Annotated in this window: 21 protein-coding genes and 2 tRNA genes; 16 read left to right on the plus strand and 7 right to left on the minus strand. The window is 61.7% G+C overall.

Going from position 1 to position 26,286, the window contains the following annotated elements; translation table 11 throughout:
• Nucleotides 1–19 precede the first annotated feature (19 nt).
• Nucleotides 20–1,663 carry a hypothetical protein gene (locus FJ960_RS00555; protein ID WP_140711431.1) on the plus strand — a complete coding sequence of 548 codons (1,644 nt, stop codon included), beginning with the start codon at nucleotides 20–22 and terminating at the stop codon, nucleotides 1,661–1,663.
• 150 nt (nucleotides 1,664–1,813) lie between these two features.
• On the opposite strand, the gene FJ960_RS00560 is transcribed toward FJ960_RS00555, so the two are convergent.
• Nucleotides 1,814–1,888 (minus strand) — tRNA-Asn (locus FJ960_RS00560).
• Between the two features lie 222 nt (nucleotides 1,889–2,110).
• Between FJ960_RS00560 and FJ960_RS00565 the strand changes: the two genes are divergently transcribed.
• Entirely contained in the window at nucleotides 2,111–2,371 is a 261-nt protein-coding gene (locus FJ960_RS00565; protein WP_140711432.1) for a hypothetical protein, read from the plus strand.
• 47 nt (nucleotides 2,372–2,418) lie between these two features.
• On the opposite strand, the gene FJ960_RS00570 is transcribed toward FJ960_RS00565, so the two are convergent.
• A complete protein-coding gene (locus FJ960_RS00570; RefSeq protein ID WP_140508706.1) occupies nucleotides 2,419–2,670 on the minus strand; it encodes a hypothetical protein in 252 nt (83 codons plus the stop codon).
• Nucleotides 2,671–2,882: 212 nt separating this feature from the next.
• Here FJ960_RS00570 and FJ960_RS00575 point away from each other — a divergent pair.
• From FJ960_RS00575 to FJ960_RS00590, 4 genes are all read left to right on the plus strand, one after another.
• Nucleotides 2,883–2,956: transfer RNA gene (locus FJ960_RS00575), tRNA-Cys, on the plus strand.
• A 92-nt stretch (nucleotides 2,957–3,048) separates the two neighbouring features.
• Nucleotides 3,049–3,717 carry a protein-L-isoaspartate O-methyltransferase gene (locus tag FJ960_RS00580; RefSeq protein WP_140711433.1) on the plus strand — a complete coding sequence of 223 codons (669 nt, stop codon included), beginning with the start codon at nucleotides 3,049–3,051 and terminating at the stop codon, nucleotides 3,715–3,717.
• 182 nt (nucleotides 3,718–3,899) lie between these two features.
• Entirely contained in the window at nucleotides 3,900–5,285 is a 1,386-nt protein-coding gene (locus tag FJ960_RS00585) for a TolC family outer membrane protein (protein WP_140508710.1), read from the plus strand.
• 255 nt (nucleotides 5,286–5,540) lie between these two features.
• On the plus strand, nucleotides 5,541–6,371 hold the full coding sequence (locus FJ960_RS00590; RefSeq protein ID WP_140711434.1) for a PopZ family protein: 831 nt from the start codon (nucleotides 5,541–5,543) through the stop codon (nucleotides 6,369–6,371).
• Nucleotides 6,372–6,421: 50 nt separating this feature from the next.
• Here FJ960_RS00590 and FJ960_RS00595 read toward each other — a convergent pair whose 3' ends face one another.
• Complete coding sequence (locus tag FJ960_RS00595) at nucleotides 6,422–7,063, minus strand: VOC family protein (protein WP_140711853.1); 642 nt, start codon at nucleotides 7,061–7,063, stop codon at nucleotides 6,422–6,424.
• Nucleotides 7,064–7,439: 376 nt separating this feature from the next.
• Between FJ960_RS00595 and FJ960_RS00600 the strand changes: the two genes are divergently transcribed.
• The 4 genes from FJ960_RS00600 (at nucleotide 7,440) to FJ960_RS00615 (ending at nucleotide 14,654) form a co-directional block, all read left to right on the plus strand.
• A complete protein-coding gene (locus FJ960_RS00600; RefSeq protein WP_140711435.1) occupies nucleotides 7,440–10,223 on the plus strand; it encodes a valine--tRNA ligase in 2,784 nt (927 codons plus the stop codon).
• Nucleotides 10,224–10,582: 359 nt separating this feature from the next.
• Nucleotides 10,583–11,803, plus strand: coding sequence for an OmpP1/FadL family transporter (locus tag FJ960_RS00605; RefSeq protein ID WP_140711436.1), 1,221 nt, complete (start codon nucleotides 10,583–10,585; stop codon nucleotides 11,801–11,803).
• 291 nt (nucleotides 11,804–12,094) lie between these two features.
• Nucleotides 12,095–13,819, plus strand: a complete 1,725-nt coding sequence (ilvD, locus tag FJ960_RS00610; RefSeq protein ID WP_140711437.1) for a dihydroxy-acid dehydratase — start codon at nucleotides 12,095–12,097, stop codon at nucleotides 13,817–13,819.
• A complete protein-coding gene (locus tag FJ960_RS00615) occupies nucleotides 13,806–14,654 on the plus strand; it encodes a tetratricopeptide repeat protein (RefSeq protein ID WP_027146788.1) in 849 nt (282 codons plus the stop codon). Before ilvD ends, FJ960_RS00615 begins: the two co-directional genes overlap by 14 nt.
• A gap of 165 nt (nucleotides 14,655–14,819) precedes the next feature.
• On the opposite strand, the gene FJ960_RS00620 is transcribed toward FJ960_RS00615, so the two are convergent.
• The 4 genes from FJ960_RS00620 to erpA form a co-directional block, all read right to left on the minus strand.
• Complete coding sequence (locus tag FJ960_RS00620; protein WP_181174121.1) at nucleotides 14,820–15,137, minus strand: hypothetical protein; 318 nt, start codon at nucleotides 15,135–15,137, stop codon at nucleotides 14,820–14,822.
• A gap of 90 nt (nucleotides 15,138–15,227) precedes the next feature.
• Nucleotides 15,228–16,022 (minus strand): exodeoxyribonuclease III, encoded by a 795-nt coding sequence (xth, locus tag FJ960_RS00625; RefSeq protein WP_140711439.1) that lies wholly within the window; start codon nucleotides 16,020–16,022, stop codon nucleotides 15,228–15,230.
• A gap of 7 nt (nucleotides 16,023–16,029) precedes the next feature.
• A complete protein-coding gene (locus FJ960_RS00630; RefSeq protein ID WP_140711440.1) occupies nucleotides 16,030–16,422 on the minus strand; it encodes a VOC family protein in 393 nt (130 codons plus the stop codon).
• Between the two features lie 7 nt (nucleotides 16,423–16,429).
• Nucleotides 16,430–16,777, minus strand: a complete 348-nt coding sequence (gene erpA / locus FJ960_RS00635) for an iron-sulfur cluster insertion protein ErpA (protein ID WP_140508725.1) — start codon at nucleotides 16,775–16,777, stop codon at nucleotides 16,430–16,432.
• 76 nt (nucleotides 16,778–16,853) lie between these two features.
• On the opposite strand from erpA, the gene FJ960_RS00640 reads away from it, so the two are divergent.
• The 6 genes from FJ960_RS00640 to scpB all read left to right on the plus strand — a co-directional run bounded on the left by FJ960_RS00640 (nucleotide 16,854) and on the right by scpB (nucleotide 26,226).
• On the plus strand, nucleotides 16,854–18,068 hold the full coding sequence (locus FJ960_RS00640; RefSeq protein ID WP_140711441.1) for a deoxyguanosinetriphosphate triphosphohydrolase: 1,215 nt from the start codon (nucleotides 16,854–16,856) through the stop codon (nucleotides 18,066–18,068).
• Between the two features lie 61 nt (nucleotides 18,069–18,129).
• Complete coding sequence (gene argS, locus FJ960_RS00645) at nucleotides 18,130–19,887, plus strand: arginine--tRNA ligase (protein WP_140711442.1); 1,758 nt, start codon at nucleotides 18,130–18,132, stop codon at nucleotides 19,885–19,887.
• Between the two features lie 103 nt (nucleotides 19,888–19,990).
• Nucleotides 19,991–23,425 (plus strand): SPOR domain-containing protein, encoded by a 3,435-nt coding sequence (locus tag FJ960_RS00650; protein WP_140711443.1) that lies wholly within the window; start codon nucleotides 19,991–19,993, stop codon nucleotides 23,423–23,425.
• Between the two features lie 164 nt (nucleotides 23,426–23,589).
• Nucleotides 23,590–24,609, plus strand: a complete 1,020-nt coding sequence (gene nagZ, locus FJ960_RS00655; RefSeq protein ID WP_140711444.1) for a beta-N-acetylhexosaminidase — start codon at nucleotides 23,590–23,592, stop codon at nucleotides 24,607–24,609.
• 61 nt (nucleotides 24,610–24,670) lie between these two features.
• Nucleotides 24,671–25,474: a ScpA family protein gene (locus FJ960_RS00660; protein ID WP_140508733.1), complete on the plus strand. Its 804-nt coding sequence runs from the start codon at nucleotides 24,671–24,673 to the stop codon at nucleotides 25,472–25,474.
• A complete protein-coding gene (gene scpB, locus FJ960_RS00665) occupies nucleotides 25,471–26,226 on the plus strand; it encodes an SMC-Scp complex subunit ScpB (RefSeq protein WP_140711445.1) in 756 nt (251 codons plus the stop codon). Before FJ960_RS00660 ends, scpB begins: the two co-directional genes overlap by 4 nt.
• Nucleotides 26,227–26,286: the final 60 nt, after the last annotated feature.

Raw genomic sequence — 26,286 nt, forward strand, 5'->3', positions numbered from 1 at the left:
CGCCTTGCAGAGAGTCGCTATGCCCCAGTTATTGCGCCGTCACCAAATCGAGTTTGGTAAAACCGACGCCAAAAGTTCCTTCATAACTCGCGACCAGTCCGCGAAGAAGCTCTTCATAGATGCATTCGCATCGCCAGAGCAGCACGAAATCGATGCCATCCGCAGCGGCGACCGTTTCATATTTTACGGAACGAAGGGCTCAGGTAAAACCGCGCTGCTTCGATATATGTTGGAGATGGAAAAGAATGCGGGTAATGTAACGAAGGCGATTGTGTTTTCCGAAGATATAAGCGCACAGGAACGGGACAAGATCGCCCAAAATCTAGAGTTCGACAACGAAGTTAAACCCGACATTGGCGATGACGTAGATACGAGGGATATGTGGCGCGTATACTTGGCGCAGAAAATTGCTGAACTATTGTCGAGCGACAACCGAATGTTCGATGCCTGCAAAGACGCGAGTAGGCTTCATGCGGTTATTAGTAAGATATTTGATGACAACAAGGTGCGAGGATTGCAAAGGATACTGTCGGGTATTAAGGCGGGTCAGCTCACCCTAAAGGGAAAAGCTGGCGATTTTGCAGAAATGGAAGCTATGCTTAACTGGGAAAAGCCTGAAGACGGTAGTATAAACTATAACAGATTCGCTGATCTTGTTATTGAAAAGATATGCAAATTTCACTACCCAAGCGATATCAAGTTTATTGTTTATTTAGATGAGCTGAATTTGTCTATGATTGGGCAGAAACAGCACAAACGAGACAGTATACTTATCAGGGATCTAATAATTACAGTCGGGCAGTTAAATAGGAGGTTTATAGAAGCCGGAATTCCTGTTTACCTTTACACGGCTGTTAGGGTTGAAATAGCAAAAGCTGCCAGCATTTCTCGGAACGAGATAGATAAATATCTGGTCGATCATGGTTTTCACCTTGATTGGCACAAGGGAGCCGATGTTACAAAATACCCGATATTCGACATAATCGAAAAGCGGATATCCGCTATCGAAATGAAGCATTTTGGAAAATGTAATACAAATAACGAGATATGGACGTCGTATTTCTCTCGTGACATTTTCGGGGTGTCGCCTAAGCAATTTATCAGTGAGATTACCTGGTGCAATCCGCGAGATATTGTAAATTTATTTAATGCTGCGACCAATGTTACTCCTGGTGCTACCCAATACAACACAAACGTATTTGCAGATGTCTTAGTTGAATATTCTGATATCGCATGGACTGAGCGCGCCGAGGAATTGAACGCTGCGCATAACATGTCGGTGGTCAATGTCATGAGGCGAATCCTCGCAGGTTGGGAGCGCCATTTCACTGTGGACCAGTTCACAAGGCGCGCTGAGTCAATTGCTGCGCGGGACCAGCTAGTCATGCAGGTAGTCAAGACGCTTGGGGCGGAGGGGATATGCCGCGACTTATATCATGTCGGCGTGTTGGGGCAGTCAGTAAGGGCAGGAAAGACATATACGAACAATGACGGACGGGTGGTGTATCCGACGCATCAGACCTGGTTTTATCGTGATAACCGCGAATTTGATCGATCTGAGACCCTGTCCGTCCATCGCGCGCTTTTTTCATGCCTGAAGCTCGGGCGGCTAAAGGTGGACGATTTTGGTAACGACCCGCGCTACTGGCAGCACAAACAATAATTTCTAGGCGCGATTTGCGTGGCTCGTTGGGTCCACTCTAAGGCTGCCGTGTCGAGATTCGGTTTTAGGTTGTGTTGCCACAACGTTGCCACAACCATGCAACCCGCCGGTCGGTGGGAAAGCCAGAACCGGATAAGTCTTTGAAAAGATTGGCTCCCCGGGCCGGATTCGAACCAGCGACCAACCGGTTAACAGCCGGTTGCTCTACCACTGAGCTACCGGGGAACGGACGCTCTCTGAGCAAGTGGCGCAGCCTATAGCAAACCCGTTTCGGCTTTGCAAAGCAGCATTTCGCATTTTGCCGAGACTTTTTCGCGCGGTGGTTTCTCGCAATCGGCTTTGCCCACCCACATATTAGCCGTCTTGGCGACGGGCGCGGAACCGAAAGGGCGGTCGCGGCTTTCGTAAGATGGCATTATCGAGCCCCCAGACAGGCAGTTTTTCGCAATGACGGCAGCGGACGAAAACCGGATACCAGAACGAAAAATCTCGGTTTTCGGGCGCGAATTCACCATGCCGCAGTCGCGCGGTCTCAGAATCACTATCGGCGTGCTTTTGACGATTGGCGGCCTTCTCGGGTTCCTGCCGATCCTTGGCTTCTGGATGGTGCCGCTCGGACTGCTGGTACTCTCCTACGAAATAGCCATGGTCCGTCGCCAGCGGCGCCGCTTGGTCGTCTGGTGGGAGCGGCGACGCCGGCCGGACTGAGCGGCCTTGCCGGCGCATCTCGCACGGCGGTGGCCTTCGAAAGAGAATCAATCCTGGCGCCGTCTCTCCGTGCCGCCGACGGATTCCTCCGAATCGGGTTGTGCGCCTGCCTTCAAATCCTCGCTGATCTCCTTCAGGACCGCGGAAGCCGAGGCCAGACGCGCGCGATCACGCGGCGACAGGCTGCCGGTGCCTTCAATTCTCAGGCAGTCGATGGCATAGCGCACCAATTCCTCGCATCCCAGCAGCGACACGCTTTCCGTTTCGTGCGTTTCGTCCCTTGGCTTTGCCGTGGGCATGGCGCAGTCCTCCCTGTTTCTTAACGCAAGCCGGTGCGCGGCGTTTCGTTCGATCATCCGCCATGCTTAACGGATTGCTAATAGGGCGGTTGTGACGGCGATCTGACAGGGGCGGAGCCGGCGCAGAGGAAAGCGTTCGGAATACGTCGTGGCCGCTTGACGGCATTTTCGCCGCAACCTATTGGAACCGGGTGGAACGCCGGGAGCAACGAGGCCTCGTGGCGGAGTGGTTACGCAGAGGACTGCAAATCCTTGCACCCCGGTTCGATTCCGGGCGAGGCCTCCAATCTCCAGGCCAGGCTCCCGCGCGTCAGCGCCGGAGCCTGAGCGTCCTGTCCAATGGACCGCGGTTGTGTCGCGGAAAGCGAGGCTTGGAGCATGAGCGCTGATTTTTCCGAACTTCGCGTCAAGATGGTCGATGGTCAGGTTCGCACCACCGACGTGACCAGCGCGCCGTTGCTCGACGCGATGCTTTCCGTGCCGCGCGAGGTTTTCGTTGGCGATCGCCAGCGCGATCTGGCCTATATCGACGAGGACATCCGCATCACCGGCAGCGCCGATGGCCCGCGCTACCTGATGGAAGCTTCGCCGCTGGCCAAGCTGATGCAACTGGCCGAGATCAGCGTCACCGATTCGGCGCTCGATGTCGGCTGCGGCACCGGCTACGCCTCGGCGATCCTGTCGCGCCTGGCGAGATTCGTCGTGGCGCTCGAAAGCGATTCGGCCTTGGCGCAAACCGCCGCGTCGACCCTGTCCGGCCTGGGCTGCGGCAATGTGACCGTGGTTCAGGGCGCACTGGCGCAAGGCCATGCGGCAAAGGCACCTTACGATGTCATCTTCATCGGCGGCAGTGTCGGCAAAGTGCCGGCGTCGCTGCTCGACCAGCTCGCCGAGGGCGGACGCCTGGTCGCGGTCGAAGGACTGGGCAATTCCGGCGTGGCGCGGCTTTTTGTCAAGGCTGGAGGGGTTGTAACCGGGAGAAGGGCATTTAATGCGGCAATTAAGCCACTACCCGGCTTCGAACGTGAGCATGCTTTCGAATTCTGAATGATTTGGCCTTGCAGCAAAGGCGTTGTCATGGTCGCTTGCATTTGAACGATCGTTGCTGATCCCAGACTGGGGGCACTTTGGGCGGAGCGACAGGGAACATGAAACACGCCACGCCGGCTGCTCCAGAAGGAGGAGCCGGCGCGGCGCGGTTCCCATGGAAAACGAATGAGGGATATACCGTGCCGTCAGTACGCAAATCATTTTTCACCGCCGTCCTTGTTTCGGCGACCGCACTATCCCCACTGGCTGCATCGGCTGAGACCATCACCGGTGCCCTTGCAAAAGCCTATCAGTACAATTCCACACTGAATGCGTCGCGTGCCGGCGTGCGTGTGACCGACGAGAGCGTGGCCATTGCCAAATCGGGCTGGCGTCCGACGGTTACCGGATCGGCCAACATCGACTACACGAACACGCGCCGGGCAAATGACGGCGGCAATTCGAAGCTGACAAGCGGCAGCTACGGCATCCAGATCAACCAGTCGCTGTTCGACGGTTTCCAGACGAGAAACAACGTGGCGGCGGCTGAATCCCACGTCAAGGCGTCGGTCGAAAGCCTGCGCAACACCGAGGAGAACACGCTGTTCAGCGCGGCCACCGCCTATATGGACGTGATTCGCGACCGGCAGATCGCGGTGTTGACCGAGCAGAACCTGCAGTTCCTGACCGAGCAGGCGCGCGCCGCGCGCTCGCGCTTCGACGTCGGCGAAGGTACGCGCACCGATGTCGCGCAGGCCGATGCCCAGCGCGCCTCGGCGGTGGCCTCGCTCAGTGCTGCGCGTGCGCAGGCATTGGCCAGTGCCGCGACCTATCACCAGGTTGTCGGCGACGAGCCGGGCAAGCTCAAGCCAGCCGCGCCATTGGGACGGTTGCTGCCGTCGAGCCTCGACGCCGCGATCGCCATCGGCTCGGCCGAACATCCGGCCATCCTTGCCACCCAGCATCTGGTCGACGCCGCGGCTTTCTCGGTGAAATCGTCCGAGGGCGCGCTGTTGCCGCAGCTGTCGGCCTCGGCCGGTATTTCGGAAAACTACCGCAAAGCCATCCCCGACGTGGCGGGTTCCAACGGCAATTCGACCTCGGCCAATATAGGCGCAACGCTGACCGTCCCGATCTATTCAGGCGGCCGGACTTCGGCGATCGTGCGGCAGAACAAGGAGTCACTCGGGCAAGCGCGTATCCAGGTCGACGTCAGCCGCGACCAGGTCCGCCAGGCTGTCGCCACGGCATGGTCGCAATACACCGCCGCGCAGCAAAGCGTATCCGCCAACAGGCAGGTGATCGAAGCCGCACAACTGGCACTGAACGGCGTCATCGAAGAGCGCAATGTCGGCCAGCGCACGACGCTCGACGTGCTCAATGCCCAAGCTACCCTCATCACCGCCAAGATCAACCAGGCCAATTCCGAACACGACGTGGTCGTGGCGAGCTATGCCATCCTCTCCGCGATCGGCCACCTGTCGGTCGACCGGCTTGCGCTGCAGGTGACGAAGTACAAGCCCGAAGAGCACTACAACGCCGTCAAGGACAAGTGGATCGGCCTGCGCACGCCGGACGGCCGCTAGGCCTTTCGTTCGAACGGCGTTTCCGGGCTGAGCGGTTCGATCGGAAACGCCTGACCGTCGTTGTCCTTCGGTGGGTTGCTGACGGGGACCGTCACACGGCTTTGGCGGAATCGCTCTAATCTGTTGAAATCCCACATGTCCCCAGATTGGGGATTCTCGTGCGGCGATCCGTCGGTTACGCTGTCGTCATGATTCGAATCCGGCTTTTGCCGGAGCGGAAACCTGCAACGGGTCACAAGGGCGGCGGATGTGACGATGGCAACGGCAAGCAGCGCACAGCGCGAACCCTCCATGGAAGAGATACTGGCTTCCATCAGGAGGATCATCGAAGATAGCGACAACGGCCGCAAGCAGCCCGGCGAGGCCGATGAGTTGCAGCAGGATTTGGAGCCCGCGCCGAGTGCTGTTGCGGCCGCCGACATAGACGCGTTCCGCGCCGAACTGCATGCCGTCCCCGAGGTCAGGAAACCGGCCGCTATGGCGGAAGTCCAGGCGCCAGCCGTACAGCCGGCGATCGCACGCACCGAAGCGCCGCCACGTGCCGATCCGGCTGTTGGCAGGACGCCGACGACATTGGCCGAGGTCAGCGCCCGGGTTGCCGCCGGGCCGGTGCCCAGCCGCGGCGCGCCAGCGGCTCCCGCGGAGCTTGCGGCGAGTGAAGCCATTATCGCCGATTGGCGTCGCGAGATCGCGGCGGTTGGCGAGCAAGCCAAGGCGATGCCGGACCGGGGCATCCGCAAGCCAGCGGCACGGCCGGACGTGGCGGCGAGCGAAACGGCGGTGGACCCCGCGACCGAGCGGTCTTCGTCGAGCGATGCTCCGGGCACGGCTCAGGCGCGCGCGGCGGCAAACGAAGCGCATGCGGTGCGTCCCGCGATTCTTTCCGAACATACGGGCCGGCAGGTTGCTGCCGCCTTCGGCGAGCTGTCCGACGCCTTTGCAAGCCGCAGCAAGAAGACATTCGACGAGATGGCCGAAGAAATGCTGCGGCCGATGCTGCAGGACTGGCTCGACAACAATCTGCCGACGCTGGTCGAAAGGCTGGTGCGCGAAGAGATCGAGCGCGTGGCACGCGGGGCGCAGTAAGGCTCGCGTCGGGATCAAAGTGCCGCCCTGAGCCCCCGCTTTTGCCAGGCTCAGCTCTCCGCCGATGTTGCGAACGCGAGCAGATTGCCGTCGGGATCGCCGACAATGAAGGTGCGGGCGCCCCAAGGCTCCGCGCGCAGCGTTTGATGGAAGCTGGCGCCCGCCGCTTGATACTCAAGAAACAGCCGTTTGATCGCCTCAACGACGATCGTTGCCGAGAGCAGGTCCTCCTTCGCTCGTAGACCCACGTCGACAAGAGGCTGGTCGACATGGCGCAGGTTGAGCCGCGCACCGTCCCGAAACACCTGCGCGTAGAAGGGCGGTTCGCCATAGGTGAAGCGCGTCTTGAAGCCGAGTTTGTGTTCGTAGAACGAACAGGCGGCTTTGATGTCGGAAACGAAAAGCTGAGGCTCGGCCACGGCGAGAAACGGCTGCGAGGCATCGGCTGTGGTGCTGTCGATCATGGTCTGAAGGCCTTTCTTCAGCGCCTGCCAAGTCTCGAAACCCGCCTTCTTAGCGACCAGTTCCTGGGCGTCAGTGAGCTTGAAGCTGTGATCCAGGATCTGGCTGTCGGTCAGATGACGGAAGCGCGGCAACAGCGAGCCGATTGCATCGGCGACGGGATAATACCGCTGGCGATGCCATCTCAGGTAGAGTTTCGCCTGTTTCTTATAGTGCTCGAGTGTGGGCATGGGCGCGTTGATGTTGAGGGTAGCGTAGGCGGGCAATGCCCCTCCGGCCGGAAGCCGATGCGCCCTACAGCAGCAATGGCAACTTACGCGCCGCTGCCATACGCGGTCAAGCTGCGGTGCGCCGGATGCTGCTGCTGGCAAGGGCATTCGCCAGCGACGGCGCGCGTCGCGGGATGATGTCCGGCACCGTTGCCCCCGCTCATCGCAGCCGCACCTGAACGAAATGCGCCGCAGCCGCTGACGCCATTGCCCGCGACCTGGAGGCCGTCTATCTCTAGGCCGGCGAGTGCCCGCCAGCCGTCCTCGCGGTTGACTTGAGCAAGACCTTCCGATTTACACCGAACCAGCAAAATCCCGACAGCGCGGACCGTTCCCCATGCTTGAAAAGACCTACGACGCCAAGACCGTCGAGCCGAAGATCGCCAGGGTGTGGGAGGAAGCCGATGCGTTTCGGGCCGGCGCTGGGGCGGAGGAGGGGACCGAGGCCTTCACCATCGTCATTCCGCCGCCCAATGTCACTGGCTCGCTGCATATGGGCCATGCGCTCAACAACACGCTGCAGGACATCTTGGTGCGCTTCGAGCGCATGCGTGGCAAGAACGTCCTGTGGCAGCCCGGCATGGACCATGCCGGCATCGCCACGCAGATGGTGGTCGAGCGCCGGCTGATGGAAAACCAGATCCATCGCCGCGATCTCACCCGCGAAGAATTCATCGAGAAGGTGTGGGAATGGAAGGCCGAATCGGGTGGGTTGATCTTCAACCAGCTGAAACGTCTCGGTGCCTCCGCCGACTGGTCGCGCGAACGCTTCACCATGGACGAGGGCCTGTCCAAGGCCGTGCTCGAAGTGTTCGTCACGCTCTATAAGGAAGGGCTGATCTACAAGGACAAACGCCTTGTGAACTGGGACCCGAAACTGTTGACCGCAATCTCCGATCTCGAGGTCGAGCAGCAGGAGGTCAACGGCAATCTCTGGCATTTCCGCTATCCGATCGAAGGCGCGGCCTTCGATCCGGAAAACCCGAAAACCTTCATCATCGTGGCGACGACTCGTCCCGAGACGATGCTGGGCGACACGGCTGTCGCGGTGAATCCCGACGACGAGCGGTTCCAGCATCTCATCGGCAAGAACGTCGTCCTGCCGATCGTCGGGCGCAAGATACCTGTCGTGGCCGACGAGTATTCCGATCCGGAAAAGGGGTCCGGAGCGGTCAAGATCACGCCGGCGCATGATTTCAACGACTTCGAGGTCGGCAAGCGCCACAAGTTGCCGGCGATCAACATCCTCACCGTCGAAGCCGCCATCAAGCTCAGGGATAATGAGGACTTCCTCGCCGGCCTCGAGGTGACGCCGGAGCGTCAGGCGGTATGGGACGAACTCGACGGCCTCGACCGTTTCGTCGCGCGCAAGAAGATCGTCGAACTGATGGAGGCCGGCGGCTTCCTCGACAAGGTCGAGCCGCATCGCCACGCGGTGCCGCATGGCGACCGCGGCGGCGTGCCGATCGAACCTTTCCTCACCGAACAGTGGTATGCCGATGCGGCCGAGCTCGCCAAGCCGGCGATCGCCTCGGTGCGCGAAGGTCGTACCAACTTCGTCCCGAAAAATTGGGAAAAAACCTATTTCGACTGGATGGAGAACATCCAGCCCTGGTGCATTTCACGCCAGTTGTGGTGGGGACATCAGATTCCGGCCTGGTATGGGCCGGACGGGCGCGTGTTCGTCGAGAAGACCGAGGAAGAGGCGCTGAGTGCGGCGATCGAATATTATTTGGCTCTGGAAGGGCCATGGAAGGCCTGGGTCGAGGACAAGCTCGAGAACTTCAAGCCGGGCGAGATACTGATCCGCGACGAGGATGTGCTCGACACCTGGTTTTCGTCGGCGTTGTGGCCGTTCTCGACGCTTGGCTGGCCGGACCAGACACCGGAACTGAAAACCTATTACCAGACCGACGTGCTGGTCACCGGCTTCGACATCATCTTCTTCTGGGTTGCCCGCATGATGATGATGGGCCTGCACTTCATGGACGAGGAACCGTTCCACACCGTCTATGTACATGCGCTGGTGCGCGACAAGAACGGCGCCAAGATGTCGAAGTCGAAAGGCAACGTCATCGACCCGCTCGATCTCATCGACGAATATGGCGCCGACGCATTGCGCTTCACCCTGACCGTGATGGCGGCGCAGGGGCGCGACGTGAAGCTCGACCCGGCGCGCATCGCCGGCTACCGCAATTTCGGCACCAAGCTGTGGAACGCGACGCGCTTTGCCGAGATGAACGAAGTCGCGCGCAATGACGATTTCTGGCTGAACGACGCCAAGCTGGCGGTCAACCGCTGGATCCTGACCGAGTTGACGCGCGCCGCGCGCGAGATCACCGACGGCATCACCTCGTACCGCTTCAACGAGGCGGCTGGAGCGGCCTACCGCTTCGTCTGGAACCTGTTCTGCGACTGGTATCTGGAACTGCTGAAGCCGGTGTTCATGGGCACGGAGGAGGCAGCCAAGGCTGAAAGCCGCGCCTGCGTCGCCTTCGTGCTCGACGAGATCTACAAGCTGCTTCATCCGATGATGCCGTTCATGACCGAAGAGTTGTGGGCGCAGACGGCGGGCGAAGGCAGGGAACGGGCCTCGCTGCTGTGCCATGCCGCATGGCCGTCGCCGGATTTCGAGGACGCGGAAGCAGCCGCCGACATCAACTGGCTGGTCGATCTTGTCTCCGGCATCCGCTCGGTGCGCTCTGAGATGAACGTGCCGCCGGCGGCCATTGCGCCGCTCGTGGTGGTCGGCGCCAACGACGTGACGCGCGAACGACTGGTTCGCGAGGAGTCCGCGATCAAGCGGCTGGCGCGCGTCGGCGACATCTCGCTCGCCGATGCGGCACCCAAGGGGTCGGCGCAGATCGTGCTCAACGAGGCGACGATCTGCCTGCCGCTTGGCAGCCTGATCGACCTCACGGCGGAGGCCGTGCGGCTGCAAAAGGAACTGGTCAAGGTGACCGAGGAAATCGCGCGCCTGCACAAGAAGCTGTCGAATGAGAAATTCGTCGCCAGCGCGCCGGCGGAGATCGTCGAAGGCGAACGAGAAAAGCTCGCAGAATATCGCGACGCGCAGGACAAGCTTTCGGTGGCGCTGACCAGGGTTCGTGACGCCGGCTGAAGGGCAGATTCGGGAGATTTTAGGGCTCTCTAAAATGGGCGGTCTCGTGCCTCGAAAACCGGCATTCCGCTGCGTTAATGTTGACGTAAACGGAAGTTTTTGCCCCATTGTTGCCATAATGTAACAATGGGGCCGCAGACCGCTTAAATCGGCCTTTTTTGAGCCTTTCCGGTCGCTTTTTCCTTTTTTTGGAGCGGTGAACCTCACCAAAGACCGTTTTTTGGCGTCGCGACGTCCGCCTGCATTCTGCCCGAAATACGTTGGGCGAACCTGTACATGTACGCCCAATGTATTCGTTATTGCGCCGTTAACGTGAATTGGTTCTAGCTTGATCCACTAGTTATTCGGGGAGGATGTCCATGAACAATTTGCGTCTGAAAGCGCTGCTGGGGGCAGGGTGCTTTTCGTTGGCCTTGATGGGTTCGGTTATTCATCCGGCGCATGCCGGCGGTCTGGAGCGCGGCGGCTACGATATTGACCTGCTGTTCGATCCGGCGCCATTCGCTACGGAAGCTGAAGCGACCTATGTGATGCCAGATCGCAAGTATGAGAATGCGCGTGGTCCGGGCGGAGCAAATCTCGGCTTGGGCACCTCAGCCGATGGTGCCGAGGGTTATTGGGTTCCGCGCATTGGGGCCAAGGTCCAAGTTGTGCAAGGCGTCGATTGCATGGTCGACTATTCGCAACCCTGGGGCGCGCACACAGCGCCAGGTATATGGAACGGAGCGCTCTCCAATATCGAAACCGATATCAGGAGCGACAACTACGCAGGTACCTGCTCCTACAAGATGGATGCCGGCAAGGGCCAACTCCGCTTTATCGGCGGTTTGTTCTACCAGGATATCTCGGGCTTTAAGGAAAGCCTGGTGAATGTTTTTCCGGCACTGACGGGTCGTGTCGACCTGAAAACCAGCGGCTGGGGCTGGCGCGCGGGAATTGCTTACGAAATCCCCGACATCGCGTTGCGCGCAAGCTTGGTCTACAACTCGAAAGTCAAGCTCGACAATATCGAGGGAACACTGGATCTCACCAGTATCGGCAGGGGTATTACCCCCATCTACGGCTCAACGCAGTACATGCCTGATACCCTGGAGTTGAAACTTCAGTCAGGCATCGCGCCCGGCTGGCTCGCCTTTGGCTCGGTCAAGTGGGTCAACTGGAGCGTGCTGCAAAGCGTTCCGATCTGCCCGGTGGGTTTCCCCGCTTCGTCATGCTTCACCGGTTCGCCGGCCGCGGTGACTTCGCTCGATCTGATGTATCGTGACGGCTGGACCGTCACAGGAGGTCTGGGCCACAAGTTCAACGATCAGTGGAGTGCCGCCGGCCAGCTTTCGTGGGATCGTGGCACCTCGCATGGCTATGGCGCGCAGACTGATACATGGACGCTGGGTGGTGGCGTGGCCTATACGCCGTCGCCGAGCGTCGAAATTCGTTTGGCGGGAGCGGTCGGCGTGTTGACCAGCGGTCACTCAGGAGAATTGGCCGGTGAAAACGGCTATATTGCCGGCGAGGATGCCAGCTACGACTTCGGCAATGATCTGGTCACGGCAATTTCCGGTGGCGTAAAGATAAAGTTCTAAACTATTGAATGTTATTGGAAAAGGCCGGGCGTTGCCCGGCCTTTTTCATTTAAGCCGACATCACTGGTATGTCCGGTATCCAAGCGGCGTTGCATATAAGCCGCACTCCCGGCCGCCTCGCGCAATTGTGACGTTTCAGCAACACTTTCTGAACAACCCCTCCGCTAAGGGGCAGGCCGGGGAAATTGCCTATTTCCCGCCATAAACCCGGCGCACCTCGATCTTGTCCCGGGACATGCTCCAAAAGGCTCGGCGATGGGACAGGCCGCACCGCCCGCGGCAAGGATGAGAATGGACGCCAAGGTCATTTCAAAGGCTAAGCTCCCTAGCCGCCATGTGACTGTCGGTCCGGCGCGTGCGCCGCACCGGTCCTATCTCTATGCCATGGGCCTGTCGGCGGCCGAGATCGCGCAGCCGCTGGTCGGCGTCGCGTCCTGCTGGAACGAAGCAGCACCCTGCAACATCTCGCTGATGCGCCAGGCGCAGGTGGTCAAGAAGGGCGTCGCAGCCGCCAACGGCACGCCGCGCGAGTTCTGCACCATCACCGTCACCGATGGCATCGCCATGGGCCACCAAGGCATGAAGTCGTCCCTGGTGTCGCGCGAGGTCATCGCCGATTCGGTCGAGCTCACGATGCGCGGCCATTGCTACGATGCGCTGGTCGGCCTCGCCGGCTGCGACAAGTCGCTGCCCGGCATGATGATGGCCATGGTGCGGCTCAACGTGCCGTCGATCTTCATCTATGGCGGTTCGATCCTGCCCGGCAGCTATCGCGGCCGCCAGATCACCGTGCAGGATGTGTTCGAGGCGGTCGGCCAGCACTCGGTCGGTACGATCGACGATGCCGAACTGCTTGAAATCGAGCAGGCCGCCTGTCCGTCGGCCGGTTCCTGCGGCGCCCAGTTCACCGCCAACACCATGGCCACCGTCGCGGAGGCAATTGGCCTCGCGCTGCCCTATTCCTGCGGCGCACCGGCGCCCTACGAAATGCGCGACCGTTTCAATTTCGCCTCGGGCGAAAAGATCATGGAGCTGATCGGGAAAAACATCCGCCCGCGCGACATCGTCACGCTGAAGGCGCTGGAAAACGCGGCGACCGTGGTTTCGGCCACCGGCGGCTCGACCAATGCGGCACTGCATCTGCCGGCGATCGCGCATGAGGCGGGGATCAAGTTCGACCTGTTCGACGTGGCGAAAATCTTCGAGAAGACGCCCTACATCGCCGACCTCAAGCCAGGCGGCAAATATGTCGCCAAGGACATGTTCGAGGCAGGCGGCATCCCGCTGCTGATGAAGACGCTGCTTGACCACGGCTATCTGCATGGCGATTGCCTGACGGTCACTGGCCGTACTTTGGCCGAAAATATGGAGCACGTTGCCTGGAATGAACACCAGGATGTGGTCCGCCCGGCCAACAGACCTATTACCCAAACCGGCGGTGTCGTGGGGTTGAAGGGAAACCTTGCCCCCGAAGGCGCGATCGTGAAGGTCGCGGGCATGGCGGAGTTGAAATTCTCCGGCCCGGCGCACTGCTTCGATTCGGAAGAGGAATGTTTTGAGGCGGTGACGAACCGCGCCTATCAGGAAGGCGAGGTTCTGGTCATCCGCTATGAAGGACCGCGCGGCGGCCCGGGCATGCGCGAGATGCTGTCGACGACGGCGGCACTCTACGGCCAGGGCATGGGCGGCAAGGTGGCGCTGATCACCGATGGCCGCTTCTCGGGCGCGACACGCGGCTTCTGCATCGGCCATGTCGGGCCGGAAGCGGCGGTGGGCGGCCCGATCGGTCTCATCAGGGATGGCGACGTGATCACGATCGACGCGGTGAACGGCACGATCGAGGTGGCGCTGTCCGAGAGCGAGCTGGCGGCGCGAGCGAAGACTTGGAAGACGCGCACGACCGACTATCAGTCTGGCGCGATATGGAAATACGCACAAACGGTAGGGTCCGCCAGGGATGGCGCGGTCACCCATCCGGGCGGTGCGAAAGAAACACACTGCTATGCGGATATCTGAGTTGTTGAAGTCAACACCAGAGTTGTTGAGGTCATCCGTCCTTTCGGCACTGGTCGCGGTTGCGATCTTTGGCGCCGTGGGCCAGGCCATGGCCTTCGACGACAAGGTGTTCGACGACAAGACCGGCGTGAAGCCGCAGTCGAGCCCCTGGGCGGTGTTCCAGTTCGGTTTCTCCGCCTACAAGAGTGGCCACAAGGAGCAGGCCGCCGAGGCCTATAAATACGCCGCCGAAAACGGCCAGATCGGCGCCACCTGGAAGCTTGCCCGCATGTATGCCGAAGGCGACGGCGTGGCCCGCGACGATTATGAGGCGTTCAAGTTCTTCTCGGAGATCGTCGACCAGGACGTCGAGCCCGGCTCTCCGGAAGAAAGCTACGTCTCCGACGCTCTGGTGGCGCTCGGTGACTATCTGCGCACGGGCATTCCCGGCAGCCCGGTCACCGAGAACGAGGTGGCGGCGCAGGAATACTACATGCGCGCCGCCGCCAACTACCGCAATCCGAACGCCCAGTTCGAGATGGGCCAGATGTTCCTGAAGGGCGAGGGCGGCGTGAAGGCCAGCGTCAAGCAGGCCGGGCGCTGGTTCCAGCTCGCCGCCGAGAAGGGCCATGCCGGCGCACAGGCGACGCTTGGCCACCTGTTGTTCCAGAGCGGCAAGATCGTGCGTGGCCTGGCGATGATGACCGCGGCCCTCGAGCGTGCGTCGCCGGCCGATCAGCCCTGGATCCGCGGCATGCAGGAAGAGGCGTTCGCCGCGGCCGGCGAAGCCGACCGCCGCACCGCGATCTCGCTGGCGGACGATATCCTGACCAAGGGCAACAACACCGATCAGTAGGCTCTTTCTCCCGTTACCATGCGACGAGCGGAGGAGCGATCCGTGTAGTGGACGAAAAGCCAACTGCTTGGCTTTTCGAGCGACAAACGCCAGCAAGGCACCGAGGGGCAGCGTCGGCCTATCAAGGCTCGTCTCGACCTGAAGGCGAGGCAATCCAGAAGAAAATCAGTTTTCGGTCGGTTCCGTCGGCACCATGCTTGGCGCGGGTGTCGAGATCGGCGTGACGTGCACGGGCGGCGCCATGGTGTTTGCGGGGCAGCTATCGCCAACCTTGGTCCAGGATGTGTTGTTGAGCACCATGTCGCAGCGAGCCAAATGACTCTGATCGGCGACCGTCAGGCAGGCGACCTGGCCGACCGGATAGGATTTTCCATTGGCAAGACATTCCTGCGCGGCGAGAGCCGGCACGATCGCGACCGTGGCGAATGCCAAGCCGATCGGACAAAGAGCAAATCGAATGGTCATGGGAACCCCGGCCGCCATGATGATCTCCCATCATGCGTCGGAATGTGGCGATATGAGGTCCTCCGGTATCGGCGCGCCCGGCACTAGCCCGCAGCGGCAGGCCCCAGGTCAGGCCGGCAGCAAGGCGAGGTCGATGGCAACCGGGACGTGATCGGACGGTTTTTCCCAAGCGCGCACATGCTTTTCGATCGAGGCCGATGAGAACCTGTTCGCGGCTTCCGGCGACAACAGCAGATGGTCGATGCGGATGCCGTTGTTCTTCTGCCAGGCGCCGGCCTGATAATCCCAGAAGGTGTAGGTGTCCGAGGCATCGGTGACCGCGCGCACCGCCTCGGTGAAGCCGAGGTTCAAAAGCCGCCGGAAGGCTTGCCGCGTCTGCGGCTGGAACAGCGCGTCGCCCAGCCAGTTCTCGGGAAATCGCGCGTCGACCGGCTCGGGGATGACGTTATAGTCCCCGGCCAGCACCAGCGCCTCTTCCAGCCTCAGGCGCTCCTGCGCCCAGCGCTCCAGCCGCGCCATCCAGGACAGCTTATAGGGAAATTTCTTCTCGTCATCGATCGGGTTGCCGTTCGGCAGATAGAGCGAGGCGACGCGAAGCGCCCCCTTGTCGGTCGAGAACACGCCTTCGATGAAACGCGCCTGTTCGTCGGCATCGTCGCCCGGCAGGCCTTTGATAACTTCGTCGAAGCGCAGCTTCGACAGCAGCGCGACACCGTTGAAGCCCTTCTGGCCGTGGATTTCGACATTGTAGCCAAGCGCCTCGATCTCGGCGCGCGGGAACTGCTCGTCGACCGTCTTGATCTCCTGCAGGCAGACGATGTCGGGCGCGCTTTCGGTCAGCCAATGGGTCAGGTTGCCGATGCGGGCGCGCACGCCATTGATGTTCCAGGTGACGATTTTCATGACGGTCTCATTGTTCCTGCGGCGGAAGGCGTTCGACGAGTCCGATCGTATTGCCTGCCGGGTCCTTTATAAAGGCCATCCATTCGCTTTCCCCCGCCGGACCGAACTGCCCCTCGGTGTCGCGATGGACCAGCATCGGGGGCGCGGTGAAGGGAATACCGGCTGCCCTTGCCTCGGCGTGGAAGGCTTCGAGGTCAACACTATCGAGATAGATGGTGCCGGCCGGGATGCCATCGGTGAACAACAGCCTGACATCGCCGGCCATGATGAAGGCGATGCCGGGCGGATCGTAACGGGCATGAACGCTCATGCCGAGGACATCGCGCCAAAAGGCCAACGTCGCGTCGAGGTCGCGACCGGCGGAGAGCGCAACCTGACGAACCGCGCCGGTTGCGGGCATCTCGGTCCTAGATGGAGAAGCTGGTGCCGCAGCCGCAGGAGGCGACCGCATTCGGGTTCCTGATCTGGAACGACTGGCCCATCAAATCGTCGACGAAGTCGATGACCGAACCGCCCATATAGACCAGGGACAGATCGTCGATCAGCACCGTGGCACCGTCCTTTTCGATAGCGACGTCGTCGTCGTTGCGTGTGTCGACTAGGTCGAACTTGTAGGAAAAGCCGGAGCAGCCGCCGCCTTCGACCGAAACGCGCAGCGCTGTCTTGCCGGCTTCGGCCGAAACAATCCTGGCGATCCGCTTGGCGGCAGCCTCGGTCATCTCGACTTTCATGGCGGTCTTGGCATCCGCGCCCATAGGCGTCACCTTGCTTTCGGTTTCACATGATAGGTATGAAGCGCGACGGGGCAAGTCAACTGCGGCAGCATCAGCCATGACAAATGAGCTTGGCGACATCGGATTCGGCTATCGGCCACGCGCGGCCTATGCCACGGATCCGGCCCGCTCACGCGGCCGGCTGTTCGATGAGGTGGAAAGTCGGACCCGCACGCCGTTCCAGCGCGACCGCGACCGGATCATCCATTCGACGGCGTTTCGGCGGCTCAAACACAAGACGCAGGTCTTCATCGCCCATGAAGGCGACCACTACCGCACAAGGCTGACCCATTCGATCGAAGTGGCGCAGATCGCGCGTGCGCTGGCGCGGGCGCTGCGCGGCGACGAGGATCTCGCCGAGGCGGTGGCGCTGGTGCATGATTTCGGCCACACGCCCTTTGGCCACACAGGCGAGGACGCGCTGAACGAAAAGATGGCGGCTTGGGGCGGCTTCGACCACAACGCACAATCGCTGCGCATCGTGACCAGGCTGGAGGCTCGCTACGCCGAATTCGATGGGCTCAATCTGAGCTGGGAAACGCTGGAAGGCCTGGTCAAGCACAATGGTCCGCTCACCGACAGCAGCGGCCAGGGCCTGAAAGGGCCGGTACCGCAGGCGATCCGCGACTACTCGCAATTGCAGGATCTCGAACTTGACCGGTTCGCCGGCATCGAGGCGCAGTGCGCGGCGATTGCCGACGACATCGCCTACAACACGCATGATATCGACGATGGGCTGCGGTCAGGGCTTTTGACGCTGGACATGCTGAAGGCCGTTTCGCTGCCCGGAACGATCCTGAAGAGTGTGCGTGAGCGCTATCCCAGGCTTGATGACGTGCGCACCGGCCACGAATTGATGCGGCGGCAGATCACGGCCATGGTCGAGGATGTGATCAAGTCGACGACCGCCAATCTGGAGCGGATCAGGCCGCCGAGTGCCGACGCGGTAAGGGCGGCGGGCGAGACGATGGTGACCTTTTCGGCCGAGATGGCGGAAGCCGAGCAGGAACTGAAGGCCTTCCTCTACAAGCACCTCTACCGGCACGAGGAGGTCATGCGGGTGCGCGCGGACGCCGAGCAGATCGTCAGGGACCTGTTCGATGTCTATTTTGCCGATCCGCGCGCCATGCCGGACGGCTGGCGCGAAGGGCTGGACCGCGCGCAGGATCGCATCAAGGCGCGCAGCGTCGCCGATTTCCTGGCCGGCATGACCGACACCTACGCGCTCAAGGAACACAGGCGTTTGTTTGACCGCACCCCGGATTTGAGCTAGGGCGGGCTCGATTTGCCGGCCAACGGGCCGGATTCGTCACAAAGCCGCCAGAGCATACACCATGAACATCTTCGCCGATTTCACCGCGCGAGTCATAAAAGCTGTCGAAGCGCTTGACCTGAAAGACAAGGACGGCGTTTCGCCTGATCTGTCGCGTATCGCCGTCGAGCCGCCGCGCGACGCCACACACGGCGATCTCGCGACCAACGCGGCAATGGTGCTGGCCAAGCCGACCGGACAAAACCCGCGCGCGCTGGCCGAGAAACTGGCGGAAGCGCTACGGGCCGACAGGGACGTCGCCGCCGCCGAGGTCGCCGGTCCGGGTTTCGTCAATCTGCGGCTCAAGGACGGTTTCTGGCAGGCGCATCTGTCGGCGCTTCTGGGCGAGGGGCGCAATTATGGCCGTTCGACGATCGGCGCCGGCCACAAAACCAACGTCGAATATGTCTCGGCCAACCCGACCGGGCCGATGCATGTCGGCCATTGCCGGGGTGCCGTCGTCGGTGATGCGCTCGCCAACCTGATGGCGTTCGCCGGCTACGACGTGACCAAGGAATATGTCATCAACGACGCCGGTGGGCAGATCGACGTGCTCGGCCGCTCGGTCATACTGCGCTACCGCGAGGCGCTCGGTGACGACATCGGCGAGATACCACCAGGGCTTTATCCGGGCGACTATCTCGTCCCTCTTGGCCAGGCGCTAGCCAAGGAATTTGGCCGGGGCCTGCTGCAGATGCCGGACGAGGAGGCGCTGGCTATCGTCAAGGATCGCGCCATCGATGCGATGATGGCGATGATCCGCGAGGACTTGGCGCTGCTCAACGTCCACCACGACGTGTTTTTCTCCGAACGCACGCTGCATGCAGACAATGCCCGGAAGATCCGCTCTGCGATCAACGACCTGACGCTGAAGGGCCATATCTACAAGGGCAAGCTGCCGCCGCCCAAGGGCGAGAAGCCGGACGACTGGGAAGACCGCGAACAGACGCTATTCCGCTCGACCGCCGTCGGCGACGACATGGACCGGGCGCTGGTCAAGTCCGATGGCTCGTTCACCTATTTCGCCGCCGATGTGGCGTATCTGAAGGACAAGGTCGATCGCGGCTTCGTCGACCTGATCTATGTTCTCGGTGCCGACCATGGCGGCTACGTCAAGCGCCTGGAAGCCTTGGCGCGGGCGATTGCCGGCGACGACGTCAAGCTCACCGTCCTCTTGTGCAACCTGGTCAAGCTGTTTCGCGATGGCGAGCCGGTGCGTATGTCGAAGCGGTCCGGCGACTTCGTGACGCTGCGCGAGGTGGTGGAGGAAGTCGGACGCGATCCGATCCGCTTCATGATGCTCTATCGCAAGAACGATGCGCCGCTCGATTTCGACTTCGCCAAGGTGACCGAGCAGTCCAAGGACAATCCGGTGTTCTACGTGCAGTATGCCTCGGCGCGCTGCCATTCGGTGTTCCGGCAAGCGAGCGAACAGTTGGGGGAGGCGAATTTCGATCGCAACGGCCTGGCGGCCGCGGTAACGTCGCTGACCGACGAAGGTGAAATCGGCCTGATCCGAAAACTCGCTGAATATCCGCGTCTGATCGAGTCCGCCTCTCTTGCGCTCGAGCCGCATCGGCTGGCATTTTATCTCTATGATCTGGCTTCCAGTTTCCATGGACACTGGAACCGTGGCACGGATAATCCGGACTTACGTTTTGTTAAGGTTAACAACCGACAATTGACGCATGCCAGACTAGGGCTGGTGCAGGCTGTTTCGGATGTTCTGACGTCCGGCCTGACGTTGATCGGAGCCGCCGCGCCCACCGAAATGCGTTAGGTTTGACTAAAAAACCTGTCACCTTTTGCCCACATTGCGCTGGTAAGGGCCAACCCTGCGCGACGTCCAAGGCGTCCGAATGAGTGCGAGTTCGGGAACAATAATGGCAGACAGAACCCAGCTGAGAGTAGCCGACAACAACGATATCGGCGAGGATGATCCGTTCGCGGAACTGACCAGGATCATGGGATTTGACCCACGCCAGCCGGTCAAGCCGGCCGAGCCGAAAGCCGCTGTCGCCGATGGGGCTGCGCGAGAGAGCGATTTCGACATCGATCTCGAGAAGGAACTGATGGGCGAGTTCGACGCTGTCGATAGCGTTGCTGCTCCAGTTGTCGAAGCTCGTGAGCCGGCATTCGAGCCGATGGCCGTCGATGTGGCGGACGACGATCTTGCGCTGTCGCTCGATGACGATTTCCACCTGGACATGGCTGAAGTCGATGACCAGACGGTCGCCGCCAGCCATGCGAACCCTGGCGCCTCGGAAGCCGTGCTGTCCGTCGAGCCTGCCTTGGACGCCGCTTTCGACAGTGCCGTCGCCAGTTCTCTCGAAGACGTTTCGTCCTTCGACGACGATCTGCCAATAGAGGACGAGCTTGCCGCCTCGCTCGACCAGGATTTCCATATCGAGGACGAGGCAGCCGAGACCCGGTATGCCGTTGAATCGCCGGTTGCCGAAGTGCCGGTGGCCGTCGAGCCGGCCTCCAATCATGAAGTCGACGATGCGGTCGCCATCTCGCTCGAAGACGAGCTGATGCTCGACGACCATCAGCGCCAAGAGGCTGCTGTCGAATATCCAGAACCTGTACTGGCCGCCGCGAGTGAGACCCAGGCGATCTCCGAAGAGGATTTCGTGGGTCACTTCGAAGACGCCATGGCAGATGTCGACGTGGATGTTCAGGCGGATGAGCCAGAGGCTTTTGACGACACGCAAGCGCACCAGTTGCTTGCCGATGCCGTCGACACGACGGACGAGATTCCAGGTGTTGAAGCCATTTCGGACCACTCTTTCGACCTGAATTTGGACGAGGCGTTTGCCCTACCTGGCGAAGAGCCCGTCGCTGAAATCGCCGCGGCTCCGGCGCAGTCGGCAGCGCCCGTGGCAACCATTGTGCCGCCAGTGCAAGCCCCCATCGCGGACGAACGAAGCCTCGAAGACGAGTTGAACGCGCTTCTTGGCGCCATGACCGCGCGCACGCCGCCATCGGCCAAGGAGCCGGTCATGGCTCAGCCTGTCGTGAACCAGCCGGCCGCGGTACCCGTTCAGCCGCCTCTCGGCGCGACAGCAAAGGTCGCGGAGGAACCCGCCGATCTTGTTGGTGATCTCGACTGGGATCTCGATGAAGCAGTATCCGAGGATGTGCATCACGCCGGATCCGCCCAGGCCGCCGGCGCCAACGTCGACGACCTGTTGCTCGATGAACTTCAGGACCAGGATTTCGGTTCGGATGGCGCTGAACTGGGCGATGTCGATCTCGACAATGATGCCTTGGATGCCGCCCTGGCCAAAAGCATCGATTCGCATGACGAAACAGCGTCCCGGCGGGATCAGGCCGATTCGCTTGATTGGCTGGCGGATCGCTCCGCACAGTCGGAGCCTGCCCGTTCTTGGAGCCGCGTGACACCGGTCCCCCAACAGCCGGCATTTGCCGCGCAGCCTGTCGCCTCGACGGCGGCCAGGACGGCAGCGCCGGAAGTGGCCACGGTGCCTTCCTACCGTTCGGCCGAGCCGGCTGCAGCTGCTCCCTATATGGCTCCGGTGTCGGCACCGCAGGCGCCGCAGTCCTCAAGCTATGAAGAGATGCCCGATGTCGAGACGGTCGATGTGCCGGAGCGTGTCGTGGCGCTGGCTGACGATCTAGACATTCCAGAGTTGCATTTCGAGGAAGATCAGCCGGCAGCGTCCGGTTATGACGATCTCGACGCAGAATTCGCCAGTCTTCTGACTGAGATGAATTCCGTGGAGGTCGCGCCTGCCGACGCCAGCGCCGCCGCTTATGCCGACGAATCCTACAATGCCGGGTACAATCCGGGATATGACGGCGTCAATCTGGGATATGACAGGGTCAATCCGGGCTATGACAGCGTCAATCCCAGATATGGCGCGGCCAATCCGGGATATGGCGCAGCCAATCCGGGATCCGAAGAGCCCAGGCAAGCCTATCAGCCGGAGGCGCGGACCTATGCGGCACGGCCGGCGGAAATGGCTGCCCGTGCGTCGGCGGCTTCGGCCTATGCCGATGCTGCCGAAGGCTTCGATCTCGACAATCTGCCCGGCAGCCAGCCGGTCTCGCAGGCGGACGATTTTACCGTCGATGAACTCGACTACGATCCCGAACTGGACGAAGCGATGTCGGTTCCGGGCCTCGGCGAGCGGGAAGCCGCCAGGTCGTCGGGCCGGCGCGGCCTGTTCATTGCCGCGATTGTCGGTGCCGTGGCGGTCGCTGGCGGTCTTGGCGCCTTCGCGCTTTCCTTCGGCGGCAAGGGCGGCAGCGAAGCTCCGGTGATCGTCAAGGCCGACAATTCGCCGATCAAGATCAAGCCGGAAAATCCGGGCGGCACCGTGGTGCCGAACCAGGACAACAAGGTCTATGACGCGGTGGTCAAGGGTGCGAAGCCCGCCGAGCCGGTCCAGCAGAAGCTTGTCACCAACGTCGAGGAACCGGTGAACGTGCAGGCGAAGGACGCGGCCCGCGCCGTCGATCTTTCCCCCGACCAGAACGCCGCCGCCGGCACGGATAGTGGTGGCGATGTTTCGACCGCCGGCGCGGCCTCGGCCGACAATGCGACGCCCTCGCCGAAGTCGGAGGATCGCATCGCCCAGGTCCTGCAGGACGCCGACAAGGGCACCAACAATAATGTTGTTGCCGTTGCGCCGCGCAAGGTCAGGACCATGGTGGTCAAATCCGACGGCTCACTGGTGGCGCGCGAAGACCCGGCACCGGCGGCACCTCAGGTGGCCGCGGCGGAGCCGACCGATCCGGCGCCACAGCATGTGGCGCCTGCCGGTCAGGCCGAGGCCGACCAGACTGGCACTGACCAGACTGGCACTAACCAGACTGGCACCGACCAGACCGGCACCGTGGCGCCCGCCGCCGCGCGGGCCGACGACGAGCCGGCTCTGAAGCCCGCCGCCAAGCCTGCCAAGGCTGAGGCCAAGACGCAGTCGGCCAATACGCCAGCCAAGGTTGCGATCGCGCCGCAGCGTCCGTCCGACCAGCCGGTCGACGTGGTCGGCGAGGTCAAGCCCGATCAGGTCGCTTCCATCGATCCGGCCTCGACCGCGACCGGCAGCGGTTCGTGGTCGATACAGATCGCTTCGCAGCCGACGGTGGACAGCGCCCAATCGACCTACCAGGATCTGCAGCGCCGCTATGGCAGCGTGCTTTCCGGCCGCACGGCCAACATCGTCAAGGCCGAGATTGCCGGCAAGGGCACGTTCTACCGCGTCCGCGTTCCGGCCCAGTCGCGCAACGATGCCATCAATTTGTGCACCAGCTACAAGGCTGCGGGCGGCAACTGCTTCGTCTCGCGCTAGACCTCGATCCATCTCCCAAAGCCGGCGCGGCCCAAGGCCACGCCGGCTTTTTCATATGGCGACCTTCATATGCCTGACTTTTTCATGTGGAAGCATGTCTTGCAGTCCGCCGCATGCGGTCAGGCATGATTCCCTTTGATCGCGCGAAGCCCTAGACTTCTGAAATGACCGAATCAAAATCCATGATCCTCGGCTGTGCCGGGAAATCGCTCACCCGCGAAGAAATCAATTTCTATCGCAACGAATGCCCGTGGGCCTTCATCCTGTTTGCCCGCAATATCGGCGAGGCCGAGCAGATCCGCGATCTGGTCGCCGAAATGCGCGACTGTATCGGACGCCCCGACGGGCTGGTGTTCATCGACCAGGAAGGCGGCAGGGTACAACGCCTGCGGCCGCCGCTGGCGCCGAACTATCCGGCCGGTGGCGCGCTTGGGGCGCTGTGGCGCGATGACCACGACGCCGGTGCCCGCGCCGCCTGGCTGATGGCGCGACTGCATGCCTTCGACCTGCTGCGCTACGGCATATCGGCGGATTGCCTGCCGGTGCTCGACGTGCCGATCGAAGGAGCCAGCGATGTCATCGGCGCGCGCGCCTATGGCAAGGATCCGCGTCCGGTCATCGAACTCGGCCGCGCCGCGGCCGAGGGCCTGATGTCGGGTGGCGTGCTGCCCGTGATGAAGCATATTCCGGGGCACGGCCGGGCCTTTGCCGACACGCATTTCGAACTGCCTGTCGTCGACGCCTCGCTCAGCGATCTGCAGCGGCACGACTTTGCTCCGTTCCGCGAGCTCAACCATCTGCCGATGGCAATGACCGCGCATGTCGTCTACAGCGCGATCGACCCCAAGAACCCGGCGACGACTTCCGGCAAGGTCATCGACGAGATCATTCGACGCGAGATCGGCTTCGATGGACTGCTGATGAGCGACGACACATCGATGAAGGCACTTTCTGGGGATTTCCCGACAAAGGCGGCCTCGATCCTTGCGGCGGGCTGCGATCTGGTCCTTCACTGCAACGGTGTTTTTGAGGAGATGGCTGGCATCGCATCGCGCACCGCGGGGCTTGAAGGCAAGTCGCTGGAGCGCGCCAAGCGGGCGATGACCTATATAAGCAAGCGCGACGCGGCCGAAGAAACCGAGATCCGTGCCGAATTCGCCACCTATTTCGACGCGGTGGCCTAGCAAGAGGACGTGACAGGCAGTGGCGGAAGCATTGGAAAGCAAGGCCGCGAAGGCTGCACCGATGGACCGTCTGTGGGCCGAGAACGATGAGTCACGGTTGACGGGCGACCCGGCGCTGGTCGTCGACGTGGCCGGCTTCGAAGGCCCGCTGGATCTTCTCTTGCATCTTGCCCGCACCCAGAAGGTCGACCTGGCGCGCATTTCGATCCTGGCGCTGGTCGAGCAATATTTGACCTTTGTCGAGACAGCGAGGGCGCTGCGGCTCGAACTTGCCGCCGATTATCTGGTGATGGCGGCGTGGCTGGCGTTTCTCAAATCGAAGCTCCTGATCCCCAAGCAGCCGGGCGAAGAGGGCGAAAGCGGCGAGGAACTGGCGGCGGTGCTGCAATTCCGGTTGAAGCGGCTCGAAGCTATGCGCGACGCGTCGGCGCGGCTGGTCAACCGCAACCGGCTCGGCCGCGACGTGTTCGCGCGCGGCATGCCGGAAATGGTCATCATCGAGAAGCGCAACACTTATTCGGCTTCGCTCTACGATCTCTTGACCGCCTATGCCCAGCAGCGGCAGAAGCAGGCGATCACCAATGTGACGATCGCCAGGCGCGGCGTCTGGTCACTCAAGGATGCTCGCGACATCCTGACCCGGCTGATCGGCTCGTTGCGCGACTGGACGACGCTCGACAGCTTCCTCATCCAATATCTGACCAGCCCGCAAGAGCGGCGCACCGCGATCGCCAGTTCGTTCGCGGCCACACTGGAACTGGTGCGCGAGCGCAAGATGGATATGCGGCAGGACGAGGTGTTCGCACCGATCTATCTGCGCGACCACCGCGCACAGACAATCAAGGCAGTCGAGGTGGCATCATGAGCGAACGCGCCAACGCTTCGGTCATTCCTTTCAAGATGGACGACGAGCCGGAAGTGGGTGAGATCGACCAGGCTTCGGTACAGAATCCGGCCGAGCGGCTGCATATGGCGGAAGCCGTGCGCATGGCCGAGGCGATCGTGTTCGCCAGCGCCGGGCCCGTCAGCGAAAAGCAGCTCGCCGCACGGCTTCCCGATGGCATCAACGTCGCCCTCGCCATGACAGAGCTGCAGCAGATCTACGCCCGGCGCGGCGTCAATCTGGTGCGGGTCGGCGACGCCTGGGCGTTCCGCACCGCCGGCGACCTGGCCTTCCTGATGAGCCGCGATACGGTGCAGCAGCGAAAACTGTCGCGGGCGGCGCTCGAGGTGCTGGCGATCATTGCCTATCACCAGCCGGTGACGCGCGCCGAGATCGAGGACATCAGAGGCGTCGAGACCTCGAAGGGGACGCTGGATACGCTGCTCGAGACGGAATGGGTGCGCATGCGCGGCCGGCGCAAAACGCCCGGCCGTCCCGTCACCTATGGCACCACCGAAACCTTCCTCGACCATTTCGCGCTCGAGGAGATCCGCGATCTTCCGGGTATGGAGGAACTGAAGGGCGCTGGTCTGCTCTCAGGCCGCATGCCATCGAACTTCTCCATACCGCAGCCGCCCGCCGATCCCGACGTGCTGACGGAGGACGAGGATCCGTTGACCGACATCGATCTCGAGGAGCTCGGTCTGCTGACGCCGCGCGTCACGGAAGATTGACCACGAGCGCCTATCAAAAGCCGCTTTACGCCTTTACATGCGCCGTTTGGTAGCGGGCCG

This window comes from Mesorhizobium sp. B2-3-11, assembly GCF_006442215.1.
GTDB lineage: Bacteria > Pseudomonadota > Alphaproteobacteria > Rhizobiales > Rhizobiaceae > Mesorhizobium > Mesorhizobium salmacidum.

Coding starts and splice junctions, on each gene's coding strand:
- FJ960_RS00595 (WP_140711853.1), bottom strand. CDS start 7,063: ATGCCCACACTCGAGCACTATAAGAAACAGGCGAAACTCTACCTGAGA.
- FJ960_RS00650 (WP_140711443.1), top strand. CDS start 19,991: ATGGCAGACAGAACCCAGCTGAGAGTAGCCGACAACAACGATATCGGC.
- FJ960_RS00580 (WP_140711433.1), top strand. CDS start 3,049: ATGAGCGCTGATTTTTCCGAACTTCGCGTCAAGATGGTCGATGGTCAG.
- FJ960_RS00600 (WP_140711435.1), top strand. CDS start 7,440: ATGCTTGAAAAGACCTACGACGCCAAGACCGTCGAGCCGAAGATCGCC.
- ilvD (WP_140711437.1), top strand. CDS start 12,095: ATGGACGCCAAGGTCATTTCAAAGGCTAAGCTCCCTAGCCGCCATGTG.
- FJ960_RS00590 (WP_140711434.1), top strand. CDS start 5,541: ATGGCAACGGCAAGCAGCGCACAGCGCGAACCCTCCATGGAAGAGATA.
- xth (WP_140711439.1), bottom strand. CDS start 16,022: ATGAAAATCGTCACCTGGAACATCAATGGCGTGCGCGCCCGCATCGGC.
- FJ960_RS00640 (WP_140711441.1), top strand. CDS start 16,854: ATGACAAATGAGCTTGGCGACATCGGATTCGGCTATCGGCCACGCGCG.
- FJ960_RS00615 (WP_027146788.1), top strand. CDS start 13,806: ATGCGGATATCTGAGTTGTTGAAGTCAACACCAGAGTTGTTGAGGTCA.
- nagZ (WP_140711444.1), top strand. CDS start 23,590: ATGACCGAATCAAAATCCATGATCCTCGGCTGTGCCGGGAAATCGCTC.
- FJ960_RS00630 (WP_140711440.1), bottom strand. CDS start 16,422: ATGCCCGCAACCGGCGCGGTTCGTCAGGTTGCGCTCTCCGCCGGTCGC.
- FJ960_RS00620 (WP_181174121.1), bottom strand. CDS start 15,137: ATGGCGGCCGGGGTTCCCATGACCATTCGATTTGCTCTTTGTCCGATC.
- scpB (WP_140711445.1), top strand. CDS start 25,471: ATGAGCGAACGCGCCAACGCTTCGGTCATTCCTTTCAAGATGGACGAC.
- FJ960_RS00570 (WP_140508706.1), bottom strand. CDS start 2,670: ATGCCCACGGCAAAGCCAAGGGACGAAACGCACGAAACGGAAAGCGTG.
- FJ960_RS00605 (WP_140711436.1), top strand. CDS start 10,583: ATGAACAATTTGCGTCTGAAAGCGCTGCTGGGGGCAGGGTGCTTTTCG.
- FJ960_RS00555 (WP_140711431.1), top strand. CDS start 20: ATGCCCCAGTTATTGCGCCGTCACCAAATCGAGTTTGGTAAAACCGAC.
- erpA (WP_140508725.1), bottom strand. CDS start 16,777: ATGGGCGCGGATGCCAAGACCGCCATGAAAGTCGAGATGACCGAGGCT.
- argS (WP_140711442.1), top strand. CDS start 18,130: ATGAACATCTTCGCCGATTTCACCGCGCGAGTCATAAAAGCTGTCGAA.
- FJ960_RS00660 (WP_140508733.1), top strand. CDS start 24,671: ATGGACCGTCTGTGGGCCGAGAACGATGAGTCACGGTTGACGGGCGAC.
- FJ960_RS00565 (WP_140711432.1), top strand. CDS start 2,111: ATGACGGCAGCGGACGAAAACCGGATACCAGAACGAAAAATCTCGGTT.